We start from the raw sequence: 18,586 nt of genomic DNA, 5'->3' as shown, positions 1-18,586 counted from the left end.
CCTTTCCACGAACGTGGCGCTTGCGGAGCCCCCCCTCCACCAGCCTGCGGCTGGTCCCCCTCCCCGTGCCGGGGAGGATAGGGCGCCCCCTCACCCATCGACCAGCAGCGCCTCGGTCTTCGGGATCGCGGCGGGCGTGTTCAGTTCGGACCACAACCCCTGGTGCACCATGCCGTAGCAGCGCCCGTCCGCGATCGCGCGGTTCCAGAACAGGTTGGTCGAGAACGGCCCTTCCGGCCAGTCGCGGATCAGCCGCGGGCTGACGATCTGCACGCCGGTGTAGACGAACGGCGCCACCCGCCCCGCGCCGCGGCGCTTCGTGATGCGGCCATCGGCGGCGAGGTGGAAATCGCCCTGCCCGCCGTGGTTGTTCGCACGCGCATAGGGGATCAGCAGCAGCAATGCGTCCATCGCCGCATCGTCCCAGCGCGACGCCAGCAGGCGGATCGCGTCGGTCGGCCCGTCGATCCACAGATTGTCGCTGTTCACCACCAGGAACGGCTCGTCGCCCAGCAGCGCGCGCGCCTGCACCAGCCCGCCGCCGGTCTCCATCAACTGCGCGCGCTCGTCCGATACCAGCACCTCGATCCCGTCGACCCGGTGCTTCAGATGCGCCTCCAGCGCGTCGGCGAGGTAATGGACGTTGACCACCGCGCGCTCCACGCCCGCGGCGCGCAGCCGGTCGAGCGCATGGTCGAGCAGCGCCCTGCCCGCCACCTCCACCAGCGGCTTGGGCCGCGTGGCGGTCAGCGGCCGCATCCGCTTCCCGATCCCCGCCGCCATGACCATCGCGGTGCGCGGAACCCGCGCGCCGGGATCGGGGCGGATGTAGCGCGGGCGCGTCACGCGCGGTCGCCCGACAGCAGCAGGGGATCGCCGCGCAGTTCCGGCGGGATGTTGGCGTCGAACCACCGCGCCACCGGCGCCAGCACCGGATGGGTCAGGTCGCGCTCCAGATAGGCCCAGACCCGCGGGCACAAACCGGCGTAGCGCGGCTTGCCGTCACGCTTCCACAATCGCGTGAAGACCCCGACGATCTTCGCGTTCCGCTGCGCGCCCAGCACGTGATAGGCGTCGAGGAAGGCGTCCCCCTCCCCCGTCGCCGCGCGATAGCGGCGCAGCATGGCGTCCTCGATCGCGGGCTCCACGTCGCGCCGCGCGTCCTGCAACAGCGAGACGAGGTCGTAGGCCGGATGCCCCGCCAGCGCGTCCTGGAAATCCAGCAGGCCCAAGCGGTCGCCGTCGCCCACCAGCATCAAATTCTCGGCATGATAATCACGCAGCACCGTCACCGGCGCATCGGTCGCGACGCGGTCGAACACCGTATCCCACGCCGCGCGATATCCCGCGGCGTCGACGGACAGGCCCACCGCGGGGCAGAACCATTCGGTCAAAACCTCCGCCTCGCGATGCAGCTCGGCACGGTCGTAGGGGCGCAGCTCCTCCGCCGGATAACGGCGCAGCGCGATCAGCACGTCGACCGCCGCCTCGTACAGCGGCACCAAGGCGGCGGCGTCCGCGTCCACCGCCTCGCGCATGCGGCGATCGCCGAAATCCTCCAGCAGGATCAGCCCCCGCGCCTCGTCCGCCGCCAGGATCGCGGGCGCGGCGAAATCGCGGGCCGCCAGCCAGCGCGCGACCGCCACGAACGGGCGCGGATCCTCGTGCGGCGGGGGCGCGTCCATCAGCACCGCGCACCGCGCGCCGTCGCGCACGCGGAAATAGCGGCGGAACGACGCATCGCCCGCCAGCGGCAGGATCTGCGCCCCGCCCCAGCCGTTGGCGGCGAGGAAGTCGGGCGCATGCGCCGGCGGAATCATGTCGGTCGCCATCGGTTTTCCCATGCCGCCGGGGCGACCCAAGTCAAGCGCCGCGCGCCGGCGTCGGTCGGCGATAGCGACAGGGCGAGCGCATCGCGCCAGCGATCCGCGCCCGCGCGCTCGGGCCATTCGATCAGCAACGCCGAATCGAGCCGCGCCTCGTCCAGCCCCAGTTCGTCCAGGTCGCGCGCATCCTCGATCCGGTACAGGTCGACATGGACGACCGGCAGCGTCACCTCCGGCGGGGCATAGGGCTGGACGATCGCGAACGTCGGGCTGGGCGCCTCGCCCGCCAGCCCTAGCGCCGCCAGCGTCCCGCGCGCCAGGCTGGTCTTCCCCGCGCCCAGCCCGCCGGACAGCGTCACGACGTCGCCCGGGCGCAACAATCCGGCCAGATAGCGCCCCACCCGCTCGGTCGCCGCCGCGTCGGGCAGGATCATCGCCACGATCAGCGGCCGTCCGCCCGCCGCGGCAGTTCGACCGTCACCAGCGTCCCCTTGCCCCGTTCGCTCTGCAACTTGATCGTGCCGCCGTGCGCCTCCACGAACTGCTTGGCGAGCGGCAGGCCCAGCCCAAGCGCCCGGTCGGTGCCCGGCGCCATCTGCGTCTCGGCGAAGCGGTCGAAGGCGTTGGCCTGCATCTCCGCATCCATCCCCTCGCCGTCGTCGGACACCAGGATGCGCGCCATCCGCGCATTCCCGTCGGCACGCAGCAGCACGCTGCCGCCCTGCCGATCCCCGGCCGACGCGCTGGCGATGGCATGGCGCAGCAGGTGTTCCACGATCTCGCGGATGCGGCGGGCGTCGGCGTTCAGCCGCCCGACCGAATGCTGCACGTCGATGACATAGTCGACCGCGTGGCGCTTCGCCGACGGGCGCAGGGCATCGGCCGCGGTCCGCGCGACGACCGCGACGTCGACGTCGGCACGCTCCAGCGTCTCGCTGTCCGCGGTCGTCGTCAGGTCCAGCACGTCGTCGATCAGCAGGCCCAGCCGTTCCGCCGAGTCCAGGATCGCCCCGACATACCCCGTCGCCTCCGGCGACAGCGTGCCCGCGAACCCGGCGTGGAGCATTTCCGCAAATCCGCTGATCGAGGTCAGCGGCGTGCGCAGTTCGTAGCTCATGTTCGCGACGAACGCGGTCTTCACCCGGTCCGCCGCCTCCAGCGCCTCGTTGCGATCGCGCAGCGCCTGTTCCATCCGGCGGCTGTCGGAGATGTCCAGCATCGTGAACAGCGCGTTGCCGTCGGGCAGCGGCACCGCCGCGAATTCGAAATGCCGCCCGTCCGACAGCGCGACCTGGCCCGCCCGCTGCTTGCGCTCCTGCGTGGCGTAGCGGACCAGTTCGGAAATGAAGCGCGCATGTTGCGGGTTCGCCAGCCGCGTCGCGACGCGTTCGGCGATCGCATCGACGCGCGGATGGCTGCTCAGGAACTCCTCCTCGAAATCCCACAGCGCGCGGAAACGATTGTTCCACAATTGCAGGCGGCCGTCGGCGGCGAACACGCCGAGCGCCTCGAAAAGATTGTCGAACGTCGCGGTGCGGACGCGCAGCAACGTGTCTCGCGCGCTGGCCAGCTGCACCTGCTCGGTCCGGTCCTCGAACACCAGCAGCAGGCCGCCGTCGGGCAGCGGCTGCGCCACGACGCGCAGGTGCGTGCCGCCGGGCAGGTGCCACGCCTCCTCCAGCGCGCCGTCGGTCTGGAGGAACCAGCCGCGCCGTTCCGCCTTCCACCCGGGGAAGTCGCGGACCTCGGGCACGCGCTTGGCCTCGCGCATCCGTTCCAGCACGCGGTCGAACTCGGGCCGGTCGGACAGCCATTCGCGGCGCATCGCGAACATCCGCCGGAACGGCTGGTTGAAGAACGCCAGCGCGCGGTCCGGCCCGAACTGCGCCACGCCCGCGGACAGTCGGTCCAGCGTCGCGCGCTGCGCCTCCGCGAACCGCCGCTCGCGCGCGTTCGCCTGTTCCAGTTCCTCGACGTCGACCGCGAATCCCGCGAACCCGCCGACGGGCAGCGGCACGTCGTGCAGGCGCAGCGCGCGGCGCGCACCGTCGATCGTGGCGGGCAGGATGCGCTGCTGCGCGCGCCCGCTCTCCCGCGCCGCGACCGCGCCCGCCTGCGCCTGCGTCATCCCCTCGACCAGCTCCACGCCGCGCGCGACGACGTCGGCGGCGTCGGTGCCCTCGACCGCGGCGACATAGGCCGAATTGACCATCGCCAGGTTCAGGTCGGAATCGCGGTACCAGATCGGCAGCGGCGCCGCCTCCACCAGCCCGGTCAGCGCATCGAACGCCTGCGACAGGTCCGCGATCTCCGCGGTCAGCAGGCGCACCTCCCCCTCGGTCGCGGTGGAATCGAACACCCACAGCACGACCGCATCGCCGCGCCGCTCCCCCTGCACCGTCAGCGCACGCTGTCCGCCGTCGCAATGCACGGTGCGCAGGAACCCGCGCGCGGCGCGCAGGCACGCCTGCACGTCGGCGTTCAGCGCCGTCGCGTCGATGGCATCCAGGCCCCAGCCATCGTCGCCCGCCAGTCGGTCCAGATAGTCGGCGGGCGCGTCGAGCCCCAGCCAGTCGGCGACGCGGCGCGGCATCTCCACGCGGCCGTCGGGCCGCACGACGACGGGCTGCATCGGCGCGGTGTCGAGCAATGCCTCCAGCCGCGCGCGCTGCCGCGCATCCCCTGCCGCCGCACGCCGCGCGCGCAGCCCGATCGCCAGCATCGCCACCGCCCCCGCGACGATCAGCGCCACCAATACGCCGGCGCCGATCGCGGTCAGGCCGTCGATCGCGATCATAGCCCGTGCAACGCCGCAACCTCGTTCATGAACACGGCCTTAGGGAAGCACGCGGGCGGGCGGAAGCGGGATTGTGAACGATCGGGCGCCGGACCGGCAGGCCGCGCGCGGATGCGCAGCCCGCCACCCCATCCCGTCACATCAGGATGGTTTCCGGCGCGAGGCAGACGCCGGGGAACGGCGGCGCACCTTCACCCACGACGGCCGAGCCCGTCGATCCGGAACCGCGACATGATGCATCCCGGACCGACGGACAGCGACATCGAACGTGCGCCCCCTAGAACCGGAACCGCGCGCTGGCCTGGATCGTGCGCGGCTGAAGGCGCGCGCCGGTCGGGAGCAACTTGTCCTGGCCGAAATAGGTCACGGTGTCGTTGCGCAGCAGGTTGGTGCCCTCGATCGACAGCGTCATGAACTTCACCGGGGTGTAGTTCACCGCCGCATCGAGCCGTGACGTCGGCAACGTGTAGGGCGAATATTGCGGGTAGAACAGGCTGATGCCGTTCCGGTACCGCGACCGGTAATTGTAGCTGATGCGGGTGCTGAATTGCGGCGTTTCGTAATACAGCGCCGCGTTGGCGGTGTAGCGTGACAGGCCGTCCACGTCCTCGCGTCCCGGCACGTCCGGCACGCCGTCGGGATAGGGGAATTCCTGCGTCGCCTTGGGAATGTACGTCCCGTTCAGGCTGGCACCGAAATTCCGCAACAGGCCGGGCAGGAAGCGGAAGAAGCTTTCCACGCGCGCTTCCAGTCCGACGACCGTGCCGTCGCCGGTGTTGTATTCCGACGCGATCAGCCCCTGTCGGCCCGGGAAGCCATAGGCCGAAAGGTCGCCCGGCCGTTCGAAGTAGAACAACAGGCCGCTCTGCTTCTTGACGAAGCCCGCGAGGGCCGCCGAACCGTCCTTGAAATAATATTCCAGGCTGGCGTCGTAATTCTTGGTCACGTTCGGCTGGAGGTCCGGATTCCCGGTGTAGACCGTCGTCGGCACGCGGAATTCGTCGATCGTCGCCGCCGGTCGGGTACTGTAGAAACCCGGGCGCTGAATATTCTTCGTATGCGACAGGCGCAGCTGGATCTTGGGCGTGAAATGCAGGACCGCCGTGACCGTGGGCAGGAAATCCATATAATTGCCCTTGCCGAAACCGGTTTCGACAATGGGCCCGTTCGGGATGTTCGGCCCGAACCGGAAATTGGTGCTGGTCGCCGACCCATAGGTGTTGGTGAGGCGCGCGCCGATCACCCCGTCCACCGGGAAACCGATGTTGAAGCCATACTCGATCTGGCCATAGAAGGCCGACGTCATCTCCTGCGATTCGAAGTTCTGGCCACGATCGGCTGGCGGGAGTTCGCCCAGAAACGTATCGGCGTTACCCGGGTCGTTCGCCTGGATGTATGCGCGGATCGCCTCGATATTATTCTGTAGCACGCGACCGGGGATGTGCAGCCAGGTCAGCGCCTCCGCGCCCGGGACGAGCGCGCTGACCGGCTCGATCGCATTGGCTCCGGGGAATTGCGACAACGGCGTCGGCAGGTCATCGACGCGGGGCAGGCCGTCACGATAGCCGTACGACCGGTTGGGCAGGCGGCGGTTGTACCGATAACCGGTCTTGAACCGACGGATCAGGCCCGTGTCGCTGATCGCCAGATCGACGTCGAACTGAACCGCGAATTCCTTGTTCGCGTTGCTGTCGCGGCGATCCTGGAAACGCTCGACAACATAATTGTCGACATTGGTCAGGTCGATGCCGGGAAAGGTGATGAACGGCCCGATCCCGTTGAAGCGGTCCGAGACAAAATCGACGTCGGCGCTGGTCGCGCCGCGAAGTTGCGGCAGGACCTGGACGTTATACTCGCTGTACTTGCTCCAGTTATATTGCGCGCCCAGGTGTATCTGCGCGATACCGGTGCGCCAGTTCATCTCGGCGTTGGTGGTGTACACGTACGACTTGCTGCGCGTCGCCTGCGAATTGAAACCGGCCGGCAGGTTGGTACCACCGGGCGTGAAGGCGTTGACGGTCGCCGACCTGACGGTGGTGCCGTCGGGCTGCAACACGATGTTCGACAGACGGACGTCGCGGGTCTGAAGGTACAGACCATCATATTGATTCTGGTTGTCCGTGCCGAAATAGCTGCCTTCCAGGATGAACTCCAGGCCATCCTCCGGCCGCCACTGCGCCGACAGGTTCAGCGACTTTCGGTTATTGTATCCTTCTTCCAGGCCATAATTGACGCGGTACGGAATGGCGATGTCGCGGAACTGCGGCGGCAACAGGTTCTCGCGGGGAGTACCCGGGATGATCGTTCCGGGGTTCGCCTGCGGCGGACGGAACTGACAGCAGAACTGCTCCACGCCCTCGTTGGTGACGAACGTCTCGCGATAGAAATTCTTCTGGTACGAACCATTGGCCAGGAAGCCGATCTCGCCGATCCCGGTGTCGAACCGCTTGGCGAACAGCAGGCTGGCGAACGGGCTGACTTTCTTGGGATTGTCGCTGTACACGCCGCGGATGCTGCCCGCGACGGTCAGGCCCTTCTTCAGGTCGAACGGACGGCGCAGTTCTACGTTGACGCTGCCGCCGATGCCGCCTTCGACCTGGTCGGGCGTCCGGGTCTTGTAGACGTCGACCGACTTGATGAGTTCGGCCGGAATGTCGGACAGGTTGAGCGAACGACCGGAACCCAGGTTCGTGTTGTTGCCGTTCAGCGTGGTCTGCACATCGCTCAGGCCGCGGATCGTCAGGCCGCTGCCCTCGCCGCGCGACCGGTCGATCTGCACGCCGGTCACGCGCGCCAGCGCGTCGACGACATTGTTGTCGGGCAGCTTGCCCGCGTCCTCGGCGACGACCGAATCGACGATCTGCTTGGCGTTCTTCTTTTTCTCCGTCGCCTCCTTCAAGCTCTCGCGCAGGCCCACGACCAGGATGTCGGTATCCTGTTTCGCGGCGTCATCCTCGACGGTGGCCTGACCGGCGGACGGCGGCGTGGCCTGCCCGGCCAGCGCGGATTGTGCGGTGAGCGAGAACATCAATGCCCCCGCACCGCTCGTCAGTCGAAGAAACGCCTTGGTCGTCATGTCGAACCAGCCCCCCCTGAAATGCGCCCTCGTCATCCATGTCGCAGGATCCCCTGTATGGATCATCCTACAATATACCGTATACCAATATTGCAGATTTGCTGCAAGTGGTCTTTATACGTCCCGGCAACGGCCACGCGCGGCGGCGATCCGTCCGCACGCGGCGGCGCCCGGGGACCCGGATGGTACGTCAGGAGGGAGGTCGAGACGGTGAGAATGTATACCATCAGGGCAATTGCCGTCGTTCTCGTCGTCGGTTGTTCGGCGGCGGCAGGCGGCATCGCGCAGAAGAAATCGTGGCGGGATCGCGAGTTGGCCGGCCGGGTCGCCGGTCCCGCGGCCGACTGCATCTTCACGTCGCGGACCGAGGGGCCGATGATCGTCGATCGGCAGACGATCCTTTTCCGCGAGGGCGGCCGGCGCATCTGGCGCGCCGACCTGGGCGATTCGTGCCCGTCCCTGCGCGAGGACATGATCCTGCTGATCCGCCCGCGCGATTCGCGCCTCTGCCGCGACGACCGGTTCCAGCCGCTGGACCGCGATTCGCGCATCCCGGGCGCGGTCTGCCGCTTCGGCCGGTTCGTTCCGTACGACCGCCGCTGACACCTAAGCCCGATTTCCCGAAGGAGCAGCCACCACATGAAACGACGTGACATACTCGCCCTGGGCGCAGCCGGTGCCGCGACCGGGCTGGCCTTCCCCTTCGCGACCACCGCGGATGCGGCGAAGGCGCAGGACGCGCGGCGGCTGGCCCCGACGCCCCCGATGGGATGGAACAGCTGGAACAGCTTCGCCACGACCATCACCGAAGCGCAGGCGATCGAACAGGCGACGATCATGGCGCGAGAGCTGCGCCCGGCCGGCTACGACGTCTTCACCGTCGATATCCAGTGGTACGAGCCCGACGCCTCCAGCTACAATTACAGCGGCAATCCCAAGCCCGCGATGGACGCCAACGGCCGGCTTCAACCCGCCGTCAACCGCTTTCCGTCCAGCGCGGGCGGGCGCGGCTTCGCTCCCCTGGCCGAACGGGTCCATGCGATGGGCCTGCGCTTCGGCGTCCACCTGATGCGCGGCATCCCGCGGCTGGCCGTCGAACGGAACCTGCCCGTGCTGGGCACGACGGTCCGCGCGCGCGACGTCGCCGACACGTCCAGCACCTGTTCGTGGAACCCGGACATGTTCGGTGTGAACATGGCGGTGCCGGGGGGGCAGGCCTATTACGACAGCGTCTTCGCGCTGTTCGCCGCGTGGGGCGTCGATTTCGTCAAGGTCGACGACCTCAGCCGCCCCTACGACGCCCACGCGCCCGAGATCGAGGGCATCGCCCGGGCCATCAAGCGATCCGGCCGTCCGATGATCCTGAGCATGTCGCCGGGGGAGACCCCCGTGATCCGCGGGGCCCATGCACGCGCCCATGCGCAGATGTGGCGCATCTCCGACGATTTCTGGGACGACTGGGGCATGTTGGGGGCGCAGTTCACGCGGCTGGAAAACTGGAACATGTTCATGGGCGACGGCGGCTGGCCCGATGCCGACATGTTGCCGCTGGGCCGTCTGGCACTGGGCGAGCGCGACACGCGCTTCACGCCCGCCGAACAGCAGACGCTGATGACCCTGTGGTCGATCGCGCGGTCGCCGCTCATCATGGGCGGCGACCTGCGCCACCTGAACCCCGCGACGAAGGCGCTTCTGACCAATCCGGAAGTGATCGCGGTCAACCAGGCGTCCAGCGGGAACGGCCCGCTATATGTCGAGGATCATCTGCGCCTGTGGGGCGCACGCGCGCCGAACGGGGATCGCTATCTGGCGATGTTCAACCTCGCCGACGAACCGCGCGATATCGGCATCGACCTGTCGGCGCTCGGGCTCACCGGAACCGTGGCGGTCCGCGACCTGTGGAAGCGCGCGGCGGACGGGACCGCCGGCGGGCGGCTGACCCGCAGGATCGATCCCCATGGCGCACGGCTGTACCGGCTGGCGACCGCCTGACCCCGCTTCCGACCTGCCCCGCCCTCCCCGCGCATGCGGCGGGGCGGCGGGGCCTCGCCGGTCAGACGTTCAGCCAGACCTGCGAATGCCGCCCCTGGACGTCGCGCCGGGCCGGGGCGTCGCCGACCGCTTCCCCCGCACCGCTCGGGTTGTAGTTGACGCCGCCGTCGGTGCCGCCGAACGTCGCCGTCACACCGACCCGATTCATCCGCGCATAGTTGGGGATCGCCACCATCGGCGATCCATCGTCCCACTTGCCCTCGATCGCCATGACCCCGCCGAGGAGGTCGGACCGCCACACCGGCTTCACCGGCGCGCCGGACAGCTTGCGGTCGATCCGCGCCTGGTCCGCACGCTCGACGTTGTAGATCATCGGGCCGTAGCGCAGCGCCACCTTGCCGCGGGTCGCGTCGATCCTGTCGCTGGCCACGACGCGCTGCACCGCCAGCGGGACGACGAAGTCGATGCGGTCCCCCGCCGTCCAGTCGCGCTCGATCACCGCATAGCCGCGCTCGATCCGCACGGCGACCGGCGTCCCGTTGACGGTCAGGCCGCCGATCCCGCGAACCGCCGGGACCGAGGTGTACAACTCGCTCGTCTTGCGGTCCGGCACGCGCACATGAACCGCGAACCGCCTGGGCTGCGCCGGGTTGACCGTGATGCCGACCGCGCCGTCCCACGGATAATCGGTCTTCTGCACCATCTCGACCGTCGTGCCGGCGACCTCGCCGACGTTGACCGTGCTGCCGACGAACATGTTCACGAACACCGCGTTCGGTGCCTTGGCATAGGACCATGTCGGCAGCATCAGCAACGTGCGCGGGATGTTGCCGACGCAGCACGGGCACACGTGCCACGCGGTCCGTTCGGTATCGACCAGCGGGTTTGTGTAGCAGAAGTTCCTGGCCGGCAGGTCGACCGACCCCAGCAACGCGTTGTACATCGTCTCCTCGTACAGGTCGGCGTACTTGGCATCGTGATAGGCGATGTTGAGCTTGTACTGGAAGAAGATCAGTCCGCAGCTCGAACAGCTTTCGCAATAGGCATCGTTGCGCAGCGCGTAATCCCCGCCGAAACCCTCCGACGTATCGCCGCTGCCGACGCCGCCGGTGACGTAATACTTCCTGTTCACCATATTGTCCCACAGCGACAGCACGGCGCTCTGGTAATCGGTGTCGCGCGATTCCGCGGCGATATCGGCCATACCCGAATAGAAATAGACCGCCCGGACGGCGTGGCCCACCGCCTCATATTGCTGCGTCGGCGGCAGGTGCGACTGGTCGTACTCCGACCCGCCGCGCCGCGAATCCAGCAGGAAGCGCGCCAGCGCGATATAGGCGTCGCCGCGCCCCTGCCCCTCCACATCGTTCACGAACCGACCGAAGCGGACCAGCGCCTGTTCCATCTCCTGGTGGCCGTCGAACCACGCCATCTTGCCCGGGCCGATATTGGCGACCCAGCAATCGGCCAGTTTCTTCGCCGCATCGTACAGGCGCAGGTCCTTGCCGCCGGTCAGCGTGTGGTGGTTGATCGCGGATTCGATGAAATAGCCTGCGACATAGCCTTCGTGATCGGCGCGGTTGCCCGGGTTCCAGCGGGTCGGCCACTGCTGCCGGTCGGCCAGCGTATAGGCCGTTTGCAGATAGCCGTCGGGTTCCTGCGCGGCCAGGACGATCGGGATCCACTTCTCCAGCGTGGCACGCATCGCCTTCTGCGCCGCCAATATCTCCGCGTCGCCCTGCGCATCGACCATCAGCGCGATGCAGATCGACTCGATCGTCTGGTGCACCCATGCGTTGGCGAAGACATAGCCCTTGTGCTTGTCGTGCGGCTCGCCGCGCAGCGCCTTTCCCGCCTCGATGAAATTGTCCAGGCCGCCCTGGCCGATCGGCAGGTCGGTGCGCTCGCAATAGGCGACGCAGTGCGGGATCCAGTTGACGATCAGCTGCTTGGCCCGCGCGCTCCACAGCGGGCTGTCGATCGAATAGGGGGTGGTGTAGACCACATCGAGCCGCCGTTCGGGCGGCGGCGCCTGCACGCGCACCGTCAACGTCGATGCCGCGGCCTTGCCGGACGCGCTGGCGGCGAGCCGCAGGACATAGTCGCCCGCCGCCGAAAATCGCGCGGTGGTCGCCGCGGCCCGCGGATCGGCGAACGTCACCGCGCCCGGCCCGGACACCGTCTGCCACCCCAGCGGGTCGGTGGCACCGCGCTGGAGCCACGTCGCCTTTCCCTGAAGATAGGTCGCGCCGCCCAGTACCACGGAGCGATCGACCCCGGCGACGACCGCGGGCGCGAACACCGGCGGCGCGCCCTTGCTCCACACGCGCCATTGCAAGGCACCGATCGACAGCTTGCCATCACCCTGGACGACCAGCCGCAGACGCTCGGTCGTGACCGGTTCGAACCGCACGGCGTTGTAGCGGTCGCGCAGCACGTCCGGCGCGGCAGGCGACCGGGTGCGTTGGAACCGCTTGCCGTCCCAATATTCGACGTGCCAGGCCTTGGGCAACCCGATCCCCTGCCCGTCGACCCACCAGTAGACGTCGACATGGTCGGTCGTGATCGGTACGTCCCACGTATATTCGATCGTCTGCGTATCGGTCGCGGGCCAGGTCCCGAACATGCCGTTGGTGGTGTCGCCGGAATTCGCCGGATCCTTGCCACTGTTGAGTGCGGTCAGCCGGGTGTCGCCCGATACATGGCCGCTGGTCGGACGCGCGACCGGCGCCAGATTGACGGGCGCCCCCGCCGTCGCGGAGCGCGCGGCCGCGGCGGCCGGCACCACCGTCATGCCCGCGACGCCGGCCATGCCCGCCATGAAGCCGCGGCGTCCGGTCGCGACCGGACCGGTCATGACGCCATGACAGATGCACGAGTCGCCATGCGCATCGTCGGCCGCATCGTTCGTCCCGATCCCGCCGTTCGCTACGATGTCGTGCCCTGCCATGATCGCGATCTCCCGATATCGACGCACGCCGGCGATCCAGCCACTCGTGCTACCGCCGACAATTTTTGGTCTGATAGTATACGTTAGCATTCTACGATCACATGGAAAAGCCGGGCAACGTCGCTAACCGCGAATTCTGTCCTATCTTATATTGTATAATATCGTTGACATAGGCGTAGTGGTTGGTTCTACTCGGACGATCGGAAGACAAGGCACCACTCCTGCGCCGCAGCAGGACAAGGTCGCCGACGAGGCGGCGTGGCGTTCGTCATCGCAAGGGAGAGCACCGATGAAACATGCGATCTGGCTGGCAACGGGATCCTCCGTCCTCATTCTTGCGATCGCCGCCGCCGCGCCGACGGACTCCACCACGGACAGTTCCGCGGGCACCTCGGGCATCCTCGACCTCCTGATGCCACGGGCCAACCCGACGCCTACTCCCGCGTCCATCTCGACCGTGGCACAGGTTTGCGCCGCGGGCACGTGGACGGTCGTCGCACCCGATCCCAACGATCAGACCAACGCCGCGCTGCCGCTGCAATATCAATCGACCCACTTCGCGTTCCGGTACAATTCCGGAACCACGACGCTCAGCACCGTTCAGGCCGCGGCCACCCACCTCGAGGCGGTGTGGGAGCATTACATGGGCAACATCGGCTTTCCCGAGCCGTATTGCGCGTCGTCCGCCAAGAAGAAGGCCAATGTGTACGTCGGCGTCGGGTACGGCCTGAGCGGCGGCATCGATGGCCAGGGCAACATGGGCATGTGGCTCGGGCCGGGAGGATTGCAGGACCGGTTCGGACTGGCGCATGAATTCGGCCACGCATTGCAAGGATCGACCGGCAGTCTTCAGAATTCGCCGTTCGCAGGCTGGCTGTGGGAAAGCCACGCCAACTGGATGGCGCTGCAACTGCCCGAATTCCATCGGTCGATCGTCCATTGCGCCGCGATGTCGGTCAACAACCCCCATCTCTACCTCGGTTCGACGCGGATGCGTTATTGCAACTGGCAGTGGATGGAGAATCTGAAGAACCAGTACGGCTACGGCATCATCAACGACATCTGGCGCAACGCGCCGAAGGCCGGCGATCCGGCGCAGGCGACCGGCGACCCGTTCACCACCCTGCTGGCGAACAGGGGCTGGACCATCGGCCAGCTGAATGACGAATTCGGGCGCTTCGCCCTGCGCAACGTCAACTGGGACTATACCAATCCCGACGGGACCGATCAGGGCGCCTTCTACCGCGCGCAGTTCGGCAACAACGATCCCGACACGAACGAACGGATCCTGCGCACCACGACGCTTGACCCGATGAATCTCGCGCAACGACGGTTCTCGGTCCAGCCGTATCAGGCGCCCCAGCGCTGGGGCTACAACCTCGTCCGCGTCCACCCGGACGCCGGCGCGACCAGCATCACGGTCGACTTCCGCGGCGTGACGCAGGCGGCACCGGCCACGAATTCCTTTCCCGGGATGGAGAACGAACCGTCGACCGTACCTGCGCCGAATTCCGGCTGGCGCTGGGGCCTGGTGGCGATCAACGGCGCGGGGGTCAGCCGCTACAGCGCGTTGCAGAGTGCGAGCAGCGGTTCGGTGACGATGCCCGTCTCCTCGACCGACCAGGCGGTGTACATGGTCGTGATGGGCGCACCCAGCGTGATGACCCAGATCCGCTGGGACCAGCCGTGGTACTCGCTCTACCGCTATCCATGGATGGTGCAGTTCACCAACGCCATGCCGGCCGGGTATCAGCAGGGCGCACCCGCGCCGATCCCCGGCGGGCACCAGCATTCCAACGGCGGCGGCTGGATCGCCAACGGCGTGACCGTGCCCGCCACGGCCTATGTCGGCCCCTATGCCCGCGTCTACGGCGGCACGATCGCGGGCAACGCACGGGTGGAGGACCATGCGGTCGTGCTGAGCGGCACGGTGCAGGACAATGCGGTGATCGGCGGTCTGACGGTCATCCGCGGCAACACCATCCTGAAGGATGCGGCCAGGGCCTTCACCAGCTTCTTCGGCCTGGGGTTCCTGGAACAGAACATCGTCCTGTCGGGCAATGCCCAGAACATCGGCGACGTGGAACAGCGCGGCGCGTCCTTCTCGACCGGCGCCTATTACGGCTTCGTCGATCAGGCCGCAGCGACGAACCCGCAACGCGGATCCAACCGCACGACGCCGGTGCCGGAGGTCACGGCCGCACCGAACTACACCTGGTATTGACGGAACCGTGCGGCGGCCCGGCGCCGCACGTCACCGCGCGAACCGCGCCAGGTCGAACGGGGCCAGGTCGACCGCCGGTGGCGCGCCGCACAGGGTCGCGGCCAGCGCCTCGCCGGTCGTCGCCGCCAGCGTCAGGCCGAGATGCTGGTGACCGAAGGCGTAGGCGATGGCGGGCCGCGCCGCGTCGCGTCCGATCGCGGGCAGATAGTCCGGCAGCGTCGGGCGCGCCCCCATCCAGGGCCGCAGCGGCTCCGAAAAACGGATCCCCAAGGCGTCCAGATGTCCGCTCAGACGATCCCACTTCCGCTGGTCCGGCCGGGTCGTCCGACGGGCGAACTCGACGAAACTGGCCGCGCGCAGGGAATGGGCGAAGCGCGTCACGATCATCGACCGATCCTCGAAGACGACAGGCGCCATGTCGCCGGGCCAGTCCGGTGCGGCAGCCTCGACATGATAGCCGCGCTCGGCGATCAGCGGCGCCGCGATCAGCGCCGCCGATGCCGCCCCCGCCGCGACGACCGCGACGTCGGCATCCAGCCCCCCGCCGTCGGCCAGCGTCAGGGCGGCGCGTCCGTCCGCCTCGTCCACGGTGCGGACCGTTCCGCGCACGAACCGGCCGCCCAGCGCCACGAAATGCCGGTGCAGCGCCTCGCCCAACGCCGCGGTGTCGGCGATCTGCCCGCTGCCGAGACAGCGGATCGCGCCCGCGATCGGCGCGGTGACCAGCGCGGCGAGCATCGCGCGCTCGTCGGCCGTCGCGTCCCGGAACATCGCGGTGCCGGTGTCGGCGCCCAGCCAGTGCGCGCGCCCCTTCGCCGCCGTCTCGGGCGTCTCCCACACCACGAAATGCCCGTCCTCCCGCAACAGGTGACCGGCATCCGCCGCGTCCGTCAGTCGCCGCCATGCCGGAAGCGCGGTGGCCAGCAACGCCGACAACGCCGCCGTGCCCCGCGCGAACCGATCCGGGCGACTTGCCCGCGCCAGGCGCAGGCCGAACGGCAGCCATGTGGCGATCTCGCGGGCCGGAAGGCTCAACGCCCCGCCCCGCCCAAACAGGCGCGCGGGCGCGCTGCGGATCGTCGCGCGCGACGCCAGCGGCTCGACCTGTTCGATCGCGATATGCCCGGCATTGCCCCACGAGGCCCCGCGCCACGGATCGTCGGGCGCGACGATCGATGTCGCCACCCCCCGCACTTGCAGGGCGATCGCCGCCGTCAGCCCGATCACGCCGTCGCCCACCACGATCGCGGTGGCGGGATGCCCGCCGACCGCCATGGTCATGTCCCCGTCACCGGCGTCCGGCCAGACTGCGCGAACGGCCATAGGCAAGGTACAGGATCACGCCCAGGACGTTCCATGCGACGAACCGCACGAGCGTGTGGGTCGGCAGGCTGACCAGCAGATAGATGCAGCCCAGGATCGCCAGCGTGCCGACGACATACGGCGCCGGGCAACGGAACATGCGCTTCATCTCCGGCGCGCGGCGGCGCAGGATCATCATGCAGGCCGCGACCGCGATGAAGGCCAGCAGCGTACCGGCATTCGCCAGCTCGGCGATCTCGTCCAGCCGGAAGAAGCCGGCGACCGCGGCGATGAACACGCCGGTCACCATCGTGACGGTCGTCGGGCTGCCGGTCTTCGCCGACACGCGGCTCAGCGCGCGGGGCAGCAACCCGTCCCGCGACATGACGAAGAAGATCCGGCTCTGCCCGTACATCATCACCAGGATCACCGACGGCAGCGCGATCAGCGCCGCAAGTCCGATCGCCCAGGCGGCGGCGGGATGGTTCAACGATCGCAGCACGAATGCCAGCGGTTCGGCCGACTTGCCCAGGTCGATATAGCTGACCGCCCCGATCGCCGCGACGGCGACCCCCATGTAGATGATCGTGCAGGCCGCCATCGATCCGATGATGCCGATGGTCAGGTCGCGCCCCGGGTTCTTCGCCTCCTCGGCAGAGGTCGCGACCGCATCGAAGCCGTAGAAGGCGAAGAACACGATCGCCGCCGCCGCCATCACGCCGCGCGTCGCGCCGCCCTGGACCTCGCTGCCGAAGCCGTAGGGCATGAACGGTTCGAAATTGCCCCCGGAAAAGGCGGGCAGCGCCAGTGCCACGAACAGTGCCAGGGCCGTCATCTTCACCACGACCAGGATGATGTTGAAGGTCGCGCTCTCGCGCGTGCCGGCCACCAGCATGCCCGCGATGCCCAGCGCGACCAGCACCGCGGGCAGGTTGATGATGCCCCCGCCGTGCGGCCCGGACAGCAGCATCGCGGGCAGGTGGATGCCCGCCGCCTGCATCCAGCCGACCAGATAGGCCGACCATCCGACCGCCACGGTCGAACAGGCCAGCGAATATTCCAGGATCAGGCTCCACCCGACGATCCAGGCGACGGTTTCGCCGATCACGCTGTAGCTGTAGGTATAGGCGCTGCCCGCGGTCGGGATCAGCGTCGCCATCTCGGCATAGGCGAGCGCCGCACAGGCACAGACCGCGCCGGCGATCGCGAACGACAGGATCACCGCCGGACCGGCACGATCGGCACCGACACCGGTCAGCGTGTAGATCCCGGTGCCGACGATCGCGCCGATCCCCAGCGCGATCAGGTGCGGCCAGCTGAGCGTCTTGCGCAGCGCACGATCGGAATCGTGCTGTCCGGCGCTGTCGAGGGGTTTGAGCGGCCCCAATATTCCTCGTGCCATAGGCTCCCCCCCGATCGTCGTTCCGGCTCCGGCACCGCGCCGCCGCCGCCGCGCACCGTTCAAGCGGCGACCGCGGCCGGCATGTTCAGCGTCGGCCGCGTCGCGGCGCATCTTTCGACCATCGCGACGACCTCTGCCCGGCGCGCGCCCTCCAGCGGCAGGCGCGGCAGGCGGACGCGTTCGGAGCCGCGGCCCATGATCTGCTCGGCCAGCTTGATCGACTGGACCAGGTCGTGCTCGGCATCGAGATGCAGCAGCGGCATGAACCAGCGATAGATGCGGCGCGCTTCTTCCCAGTCGCCGCGATACACGGCGGCGATCAGCGCCACCGATTCCTGCGGGAAGGCGCTGGTCAGCCCGGACACCCAGCCCGACGCGCCCAGCAACATGCCTTCGAGCGCGATATCGTCGAGCCCCGCCATCACCGTGTAGCGGTCGCCGAACCGGTTGATGACGTCGGTGAACCGGCGCGGATCGGGTGCGCTTTCCTTGACCGCGACGATGTTGCGGACCGGTTCCAGCAGGTCCAGCGTCGCGAAGTCGATGGACACGCGGTACGCCGGCGGATTGTTGTACAGCATGATGGGCAGCGACGTATTCTCGGCCACGGTCCGGAAATGCGTCGTCAACTCGTTCGGCGTCGGGACGTAGACCATCGCCGGCAGCAGCATCAGCGCGTCGACGCCGCAATCCTCCGCCTCGCGCGCGACCTGCGCTGCGCGGTGCGTGGTGAGTTCCGACACGCCGACGACCAGCGGCACGCGGCCGCCCACCGCCTCGACACCGGCGCGCAGCACCGCGCGCTTCTCGTCGGCGTCCAGCGAGTTGTTCTCGCCGCAGGTGCCGAGCAGGATGAGACCGTCGACGCCGTCGTCGACCAGCGCGGTGAAGCCCCGCTGCGTCGCGTCGATATCGACCGACCCATCGGCCGCGAATTGCGTCGTTGCCGCGGGATAGACGCCCGTCCACAATGTCTTCTGCGAATTCACCTTACCCTCCACACTGAGCAAATTCGTA

The 18,586-nt window shown here is 68.3% G+C and carries 12 protein-coding genes; 3 read left to right on the top strand and 9 right to left on the bottom strand.

Annotation, left to right across the window (positions count from 1 at the left end; translation table 11 throughout):
* Positions 1 to 90: 90 nt before the first annotated feature.
* The 5 genes from ASG29_RS06400 to ASG29_RS06380 all read right to left on the bottom strand — a co-directional run bounded on the left by ASG29_RS06400 (position 91) and on the right by ASG29_RS06380 (position 7,735).
* Positions 91 to 789, bottom strand: coding sequence for a nucleotidyltransferase family protein (locus ASG29_RS06400; RefSeq protein ID WP_082515800.1), 699 nt, complete (start codon positions 787 to 789; stop codon positions 91 to 93).
* Between the two features lie 53 nt (positions 790 to 842).
* On the bottom strand, positions 843 to 1,832 hold the full coding sequence (locus ASG29_RS06395; RefSeq protein ID WP_055981828.1) for an aminoglycoside phosphotransferase family protein: 990 nt from the start codon (positions 1,830 to 1,832) through the stop codon (positions 843 to 845).
* Positions 1,817 to 2,260 (bottom strand): tRNA (adenosine(37)-N6)-threonylcarbamoyltransferase complex ATPase subunit type 1 TsaE, encoded by a 444-nt coding sequence (tsaE, locus tag ASG29_RS06390; RefSeq protein ID WP_055981826.1) that lies wholly within the window; start codon positions 2,258 to 2,260, stop codon positions 1,817 to 1,819. Before tsaE ends, ASG29_RS06395 begins: the two co-directional genes overlap by 16 nt.
* Positions 2,261 to 2,268: 8 nt before the next feature.
* Positions 2,269 to 4,623, bottom strand: a complete 2,355-nt coding sequence (locus ASG29_RS06385; protein ID WP_055981823.1) for a sensor histidine kinase — start codon at positions 4,621 to 4,623, stop codon at positions 2,269 to 2,271.
* A gap of 277 nt (positions 4,624 to 4,900) precedes the next feature.
* Positions 4,901 to 7,735, bottom strand: a complete 2,835-nt coding sequence (locus ASG29_RS06380; RefSeq protein ID WP_235532803.1) for a TonB-dependent receptor — start codon at positions 7,733 to 7,735, stop codon at positions 4,901 to 4,903.
* Between the two features lie 174 nt (positions 7,736 to 7,909).
* Here ASG29_RS06380 and ASG29_RS06375 point away from each other — a divergent pair, with 174 nt between their 5' ends.
* Together ASG29_RS06375 and ASG29_RS06370 are read left to right on the top strand one after the other, a co-directional pair.
* Positions 7,910 to 8,302 carry a hypothetical protein gene (locus ASG29_RS06375; RefSeq protein WP_162242944.1) on the top strand — a complete coding sequence of 131 codons (393 nt, stop codon included), beginning with the start codon at positions 7,910 to 7,912 and terminating at the stop codon, positions 8,300 to 8,302.
* Positions 8,303 to 8,338: 36 nt separating this feature from the next.
* Positions 8,339 to 9,691 carry a glycoside hydrolase family 27 protein gene (locus ASG29_RS06370; RefSeq protein ID WP_055981814.1) on the top strand — a complete coding sequence of 451 codons (1,353 nt, stop codon included), beginning with the start codon at positions 8,339 to 8,341 and terminating at the stop codon, positions 9,689 to 9,691.
* 61 nt (positions 9,692 to 9,752) lie between these two features.
* On the opposite strand, the gene ASG29_RS06365 is transcribed toward ASG29_RS06370, so the two are convergent.
* On the bottom strand, positions 9,753 to 12,641 hold the full coding sequence (locus ASG29_RS06365; RefSeq protein ID WP_200932377.1) for a glycoside hydrolase family 127 protein: 2,889 nt from the start codon (positions 12,639 to 12,641) through the stop codon (positions 9,753 to 9,755).
* Between the two features lie 289 nt (positions 12,642 to 12,930).
* Here ASG29_RS06365 and ASG29_RS06360 point away from each other — a divergent pair, with 289 nt between their 5' ends.
* Complete coding sequence (locus tag ASG29_RS06360) at positions 12,931 to 14,865, top strand: Svx/AvrXca family virulence/avirulence protein (protein ID WP_156457908.1); 1,935 nt, start codon at positions 12,931 to 12,933, stop codon at positions 14,863 to 14,865.
* Between the two features lie 30 nt (positions 14,866 to 14,895).
* On the opposite strand, the gene ASG29_RS06355 is transcribed toward ASG29_RS06360, so the two are convergent.
* The 3 genes from ASG29_RS06355 to ASG29_RS06345 are packed head-to-tail and all read right to left on the bottom strand — an operon-like array spanning position 14,896 to position 18,558.
* Positions 14,896 to 16,146 carry an FAD-binding oxidoreductase gene (locus tag ASG29_RS06355; protein WP_321163186.1) on the bottom strand — a complete coding sequence of 417 codons (1,251 nt, stop codon included), beginning with the start codon at positions 16,144 to 16,146 and terminating at the stop codon, positions 14,896 to 14,898.
* A 7-nt stretch (positions 16,147 to 16,153) separates the two neighbouring features.
* Complete coding sequence (locus tag ASG29_RS06350) at positions 16,154 to 17,569, bottom strand: amino acid permease (RefSeq protein WP_055981811.1); 1,416 nt, start codon at positions 17,567 to 17,569, stop codon at positions 16,154 to 16,156.
* Positions 17,570 to 17,628: 59 nt separating this feature from the next.
* Positions 17,629 to 18,558 (bottom strand): dihydrodipicolinate synthase family protein, encoded by a 930-nt coding sequence (locus tag ASG29_RS06345; protein ID WP_055981809.1) that lies wholly within the window; start codon positions 18,556 to 18,558, stop codon positions 17,629 to 17,631.
* Positions 18,559 to 18,586 lie beyond the last annotated feature (28 nt).

It is taken from the genome of Sphingomonas sp. Leaf412 (assembly GCF_001425405.1).
In the GTDB taxonomy this organism is placed as follows: Bacteria; Pseudomonadota; Alphaproteobacteria; order Sphingomonadales; family Sphingomonadaceae; genus Sphingomonas.
The sequence above is the reverse complement of the archived record's forward strand: the minus strand, read 5'-3'. Positions and strand labels throughout refer to the sequence as shown.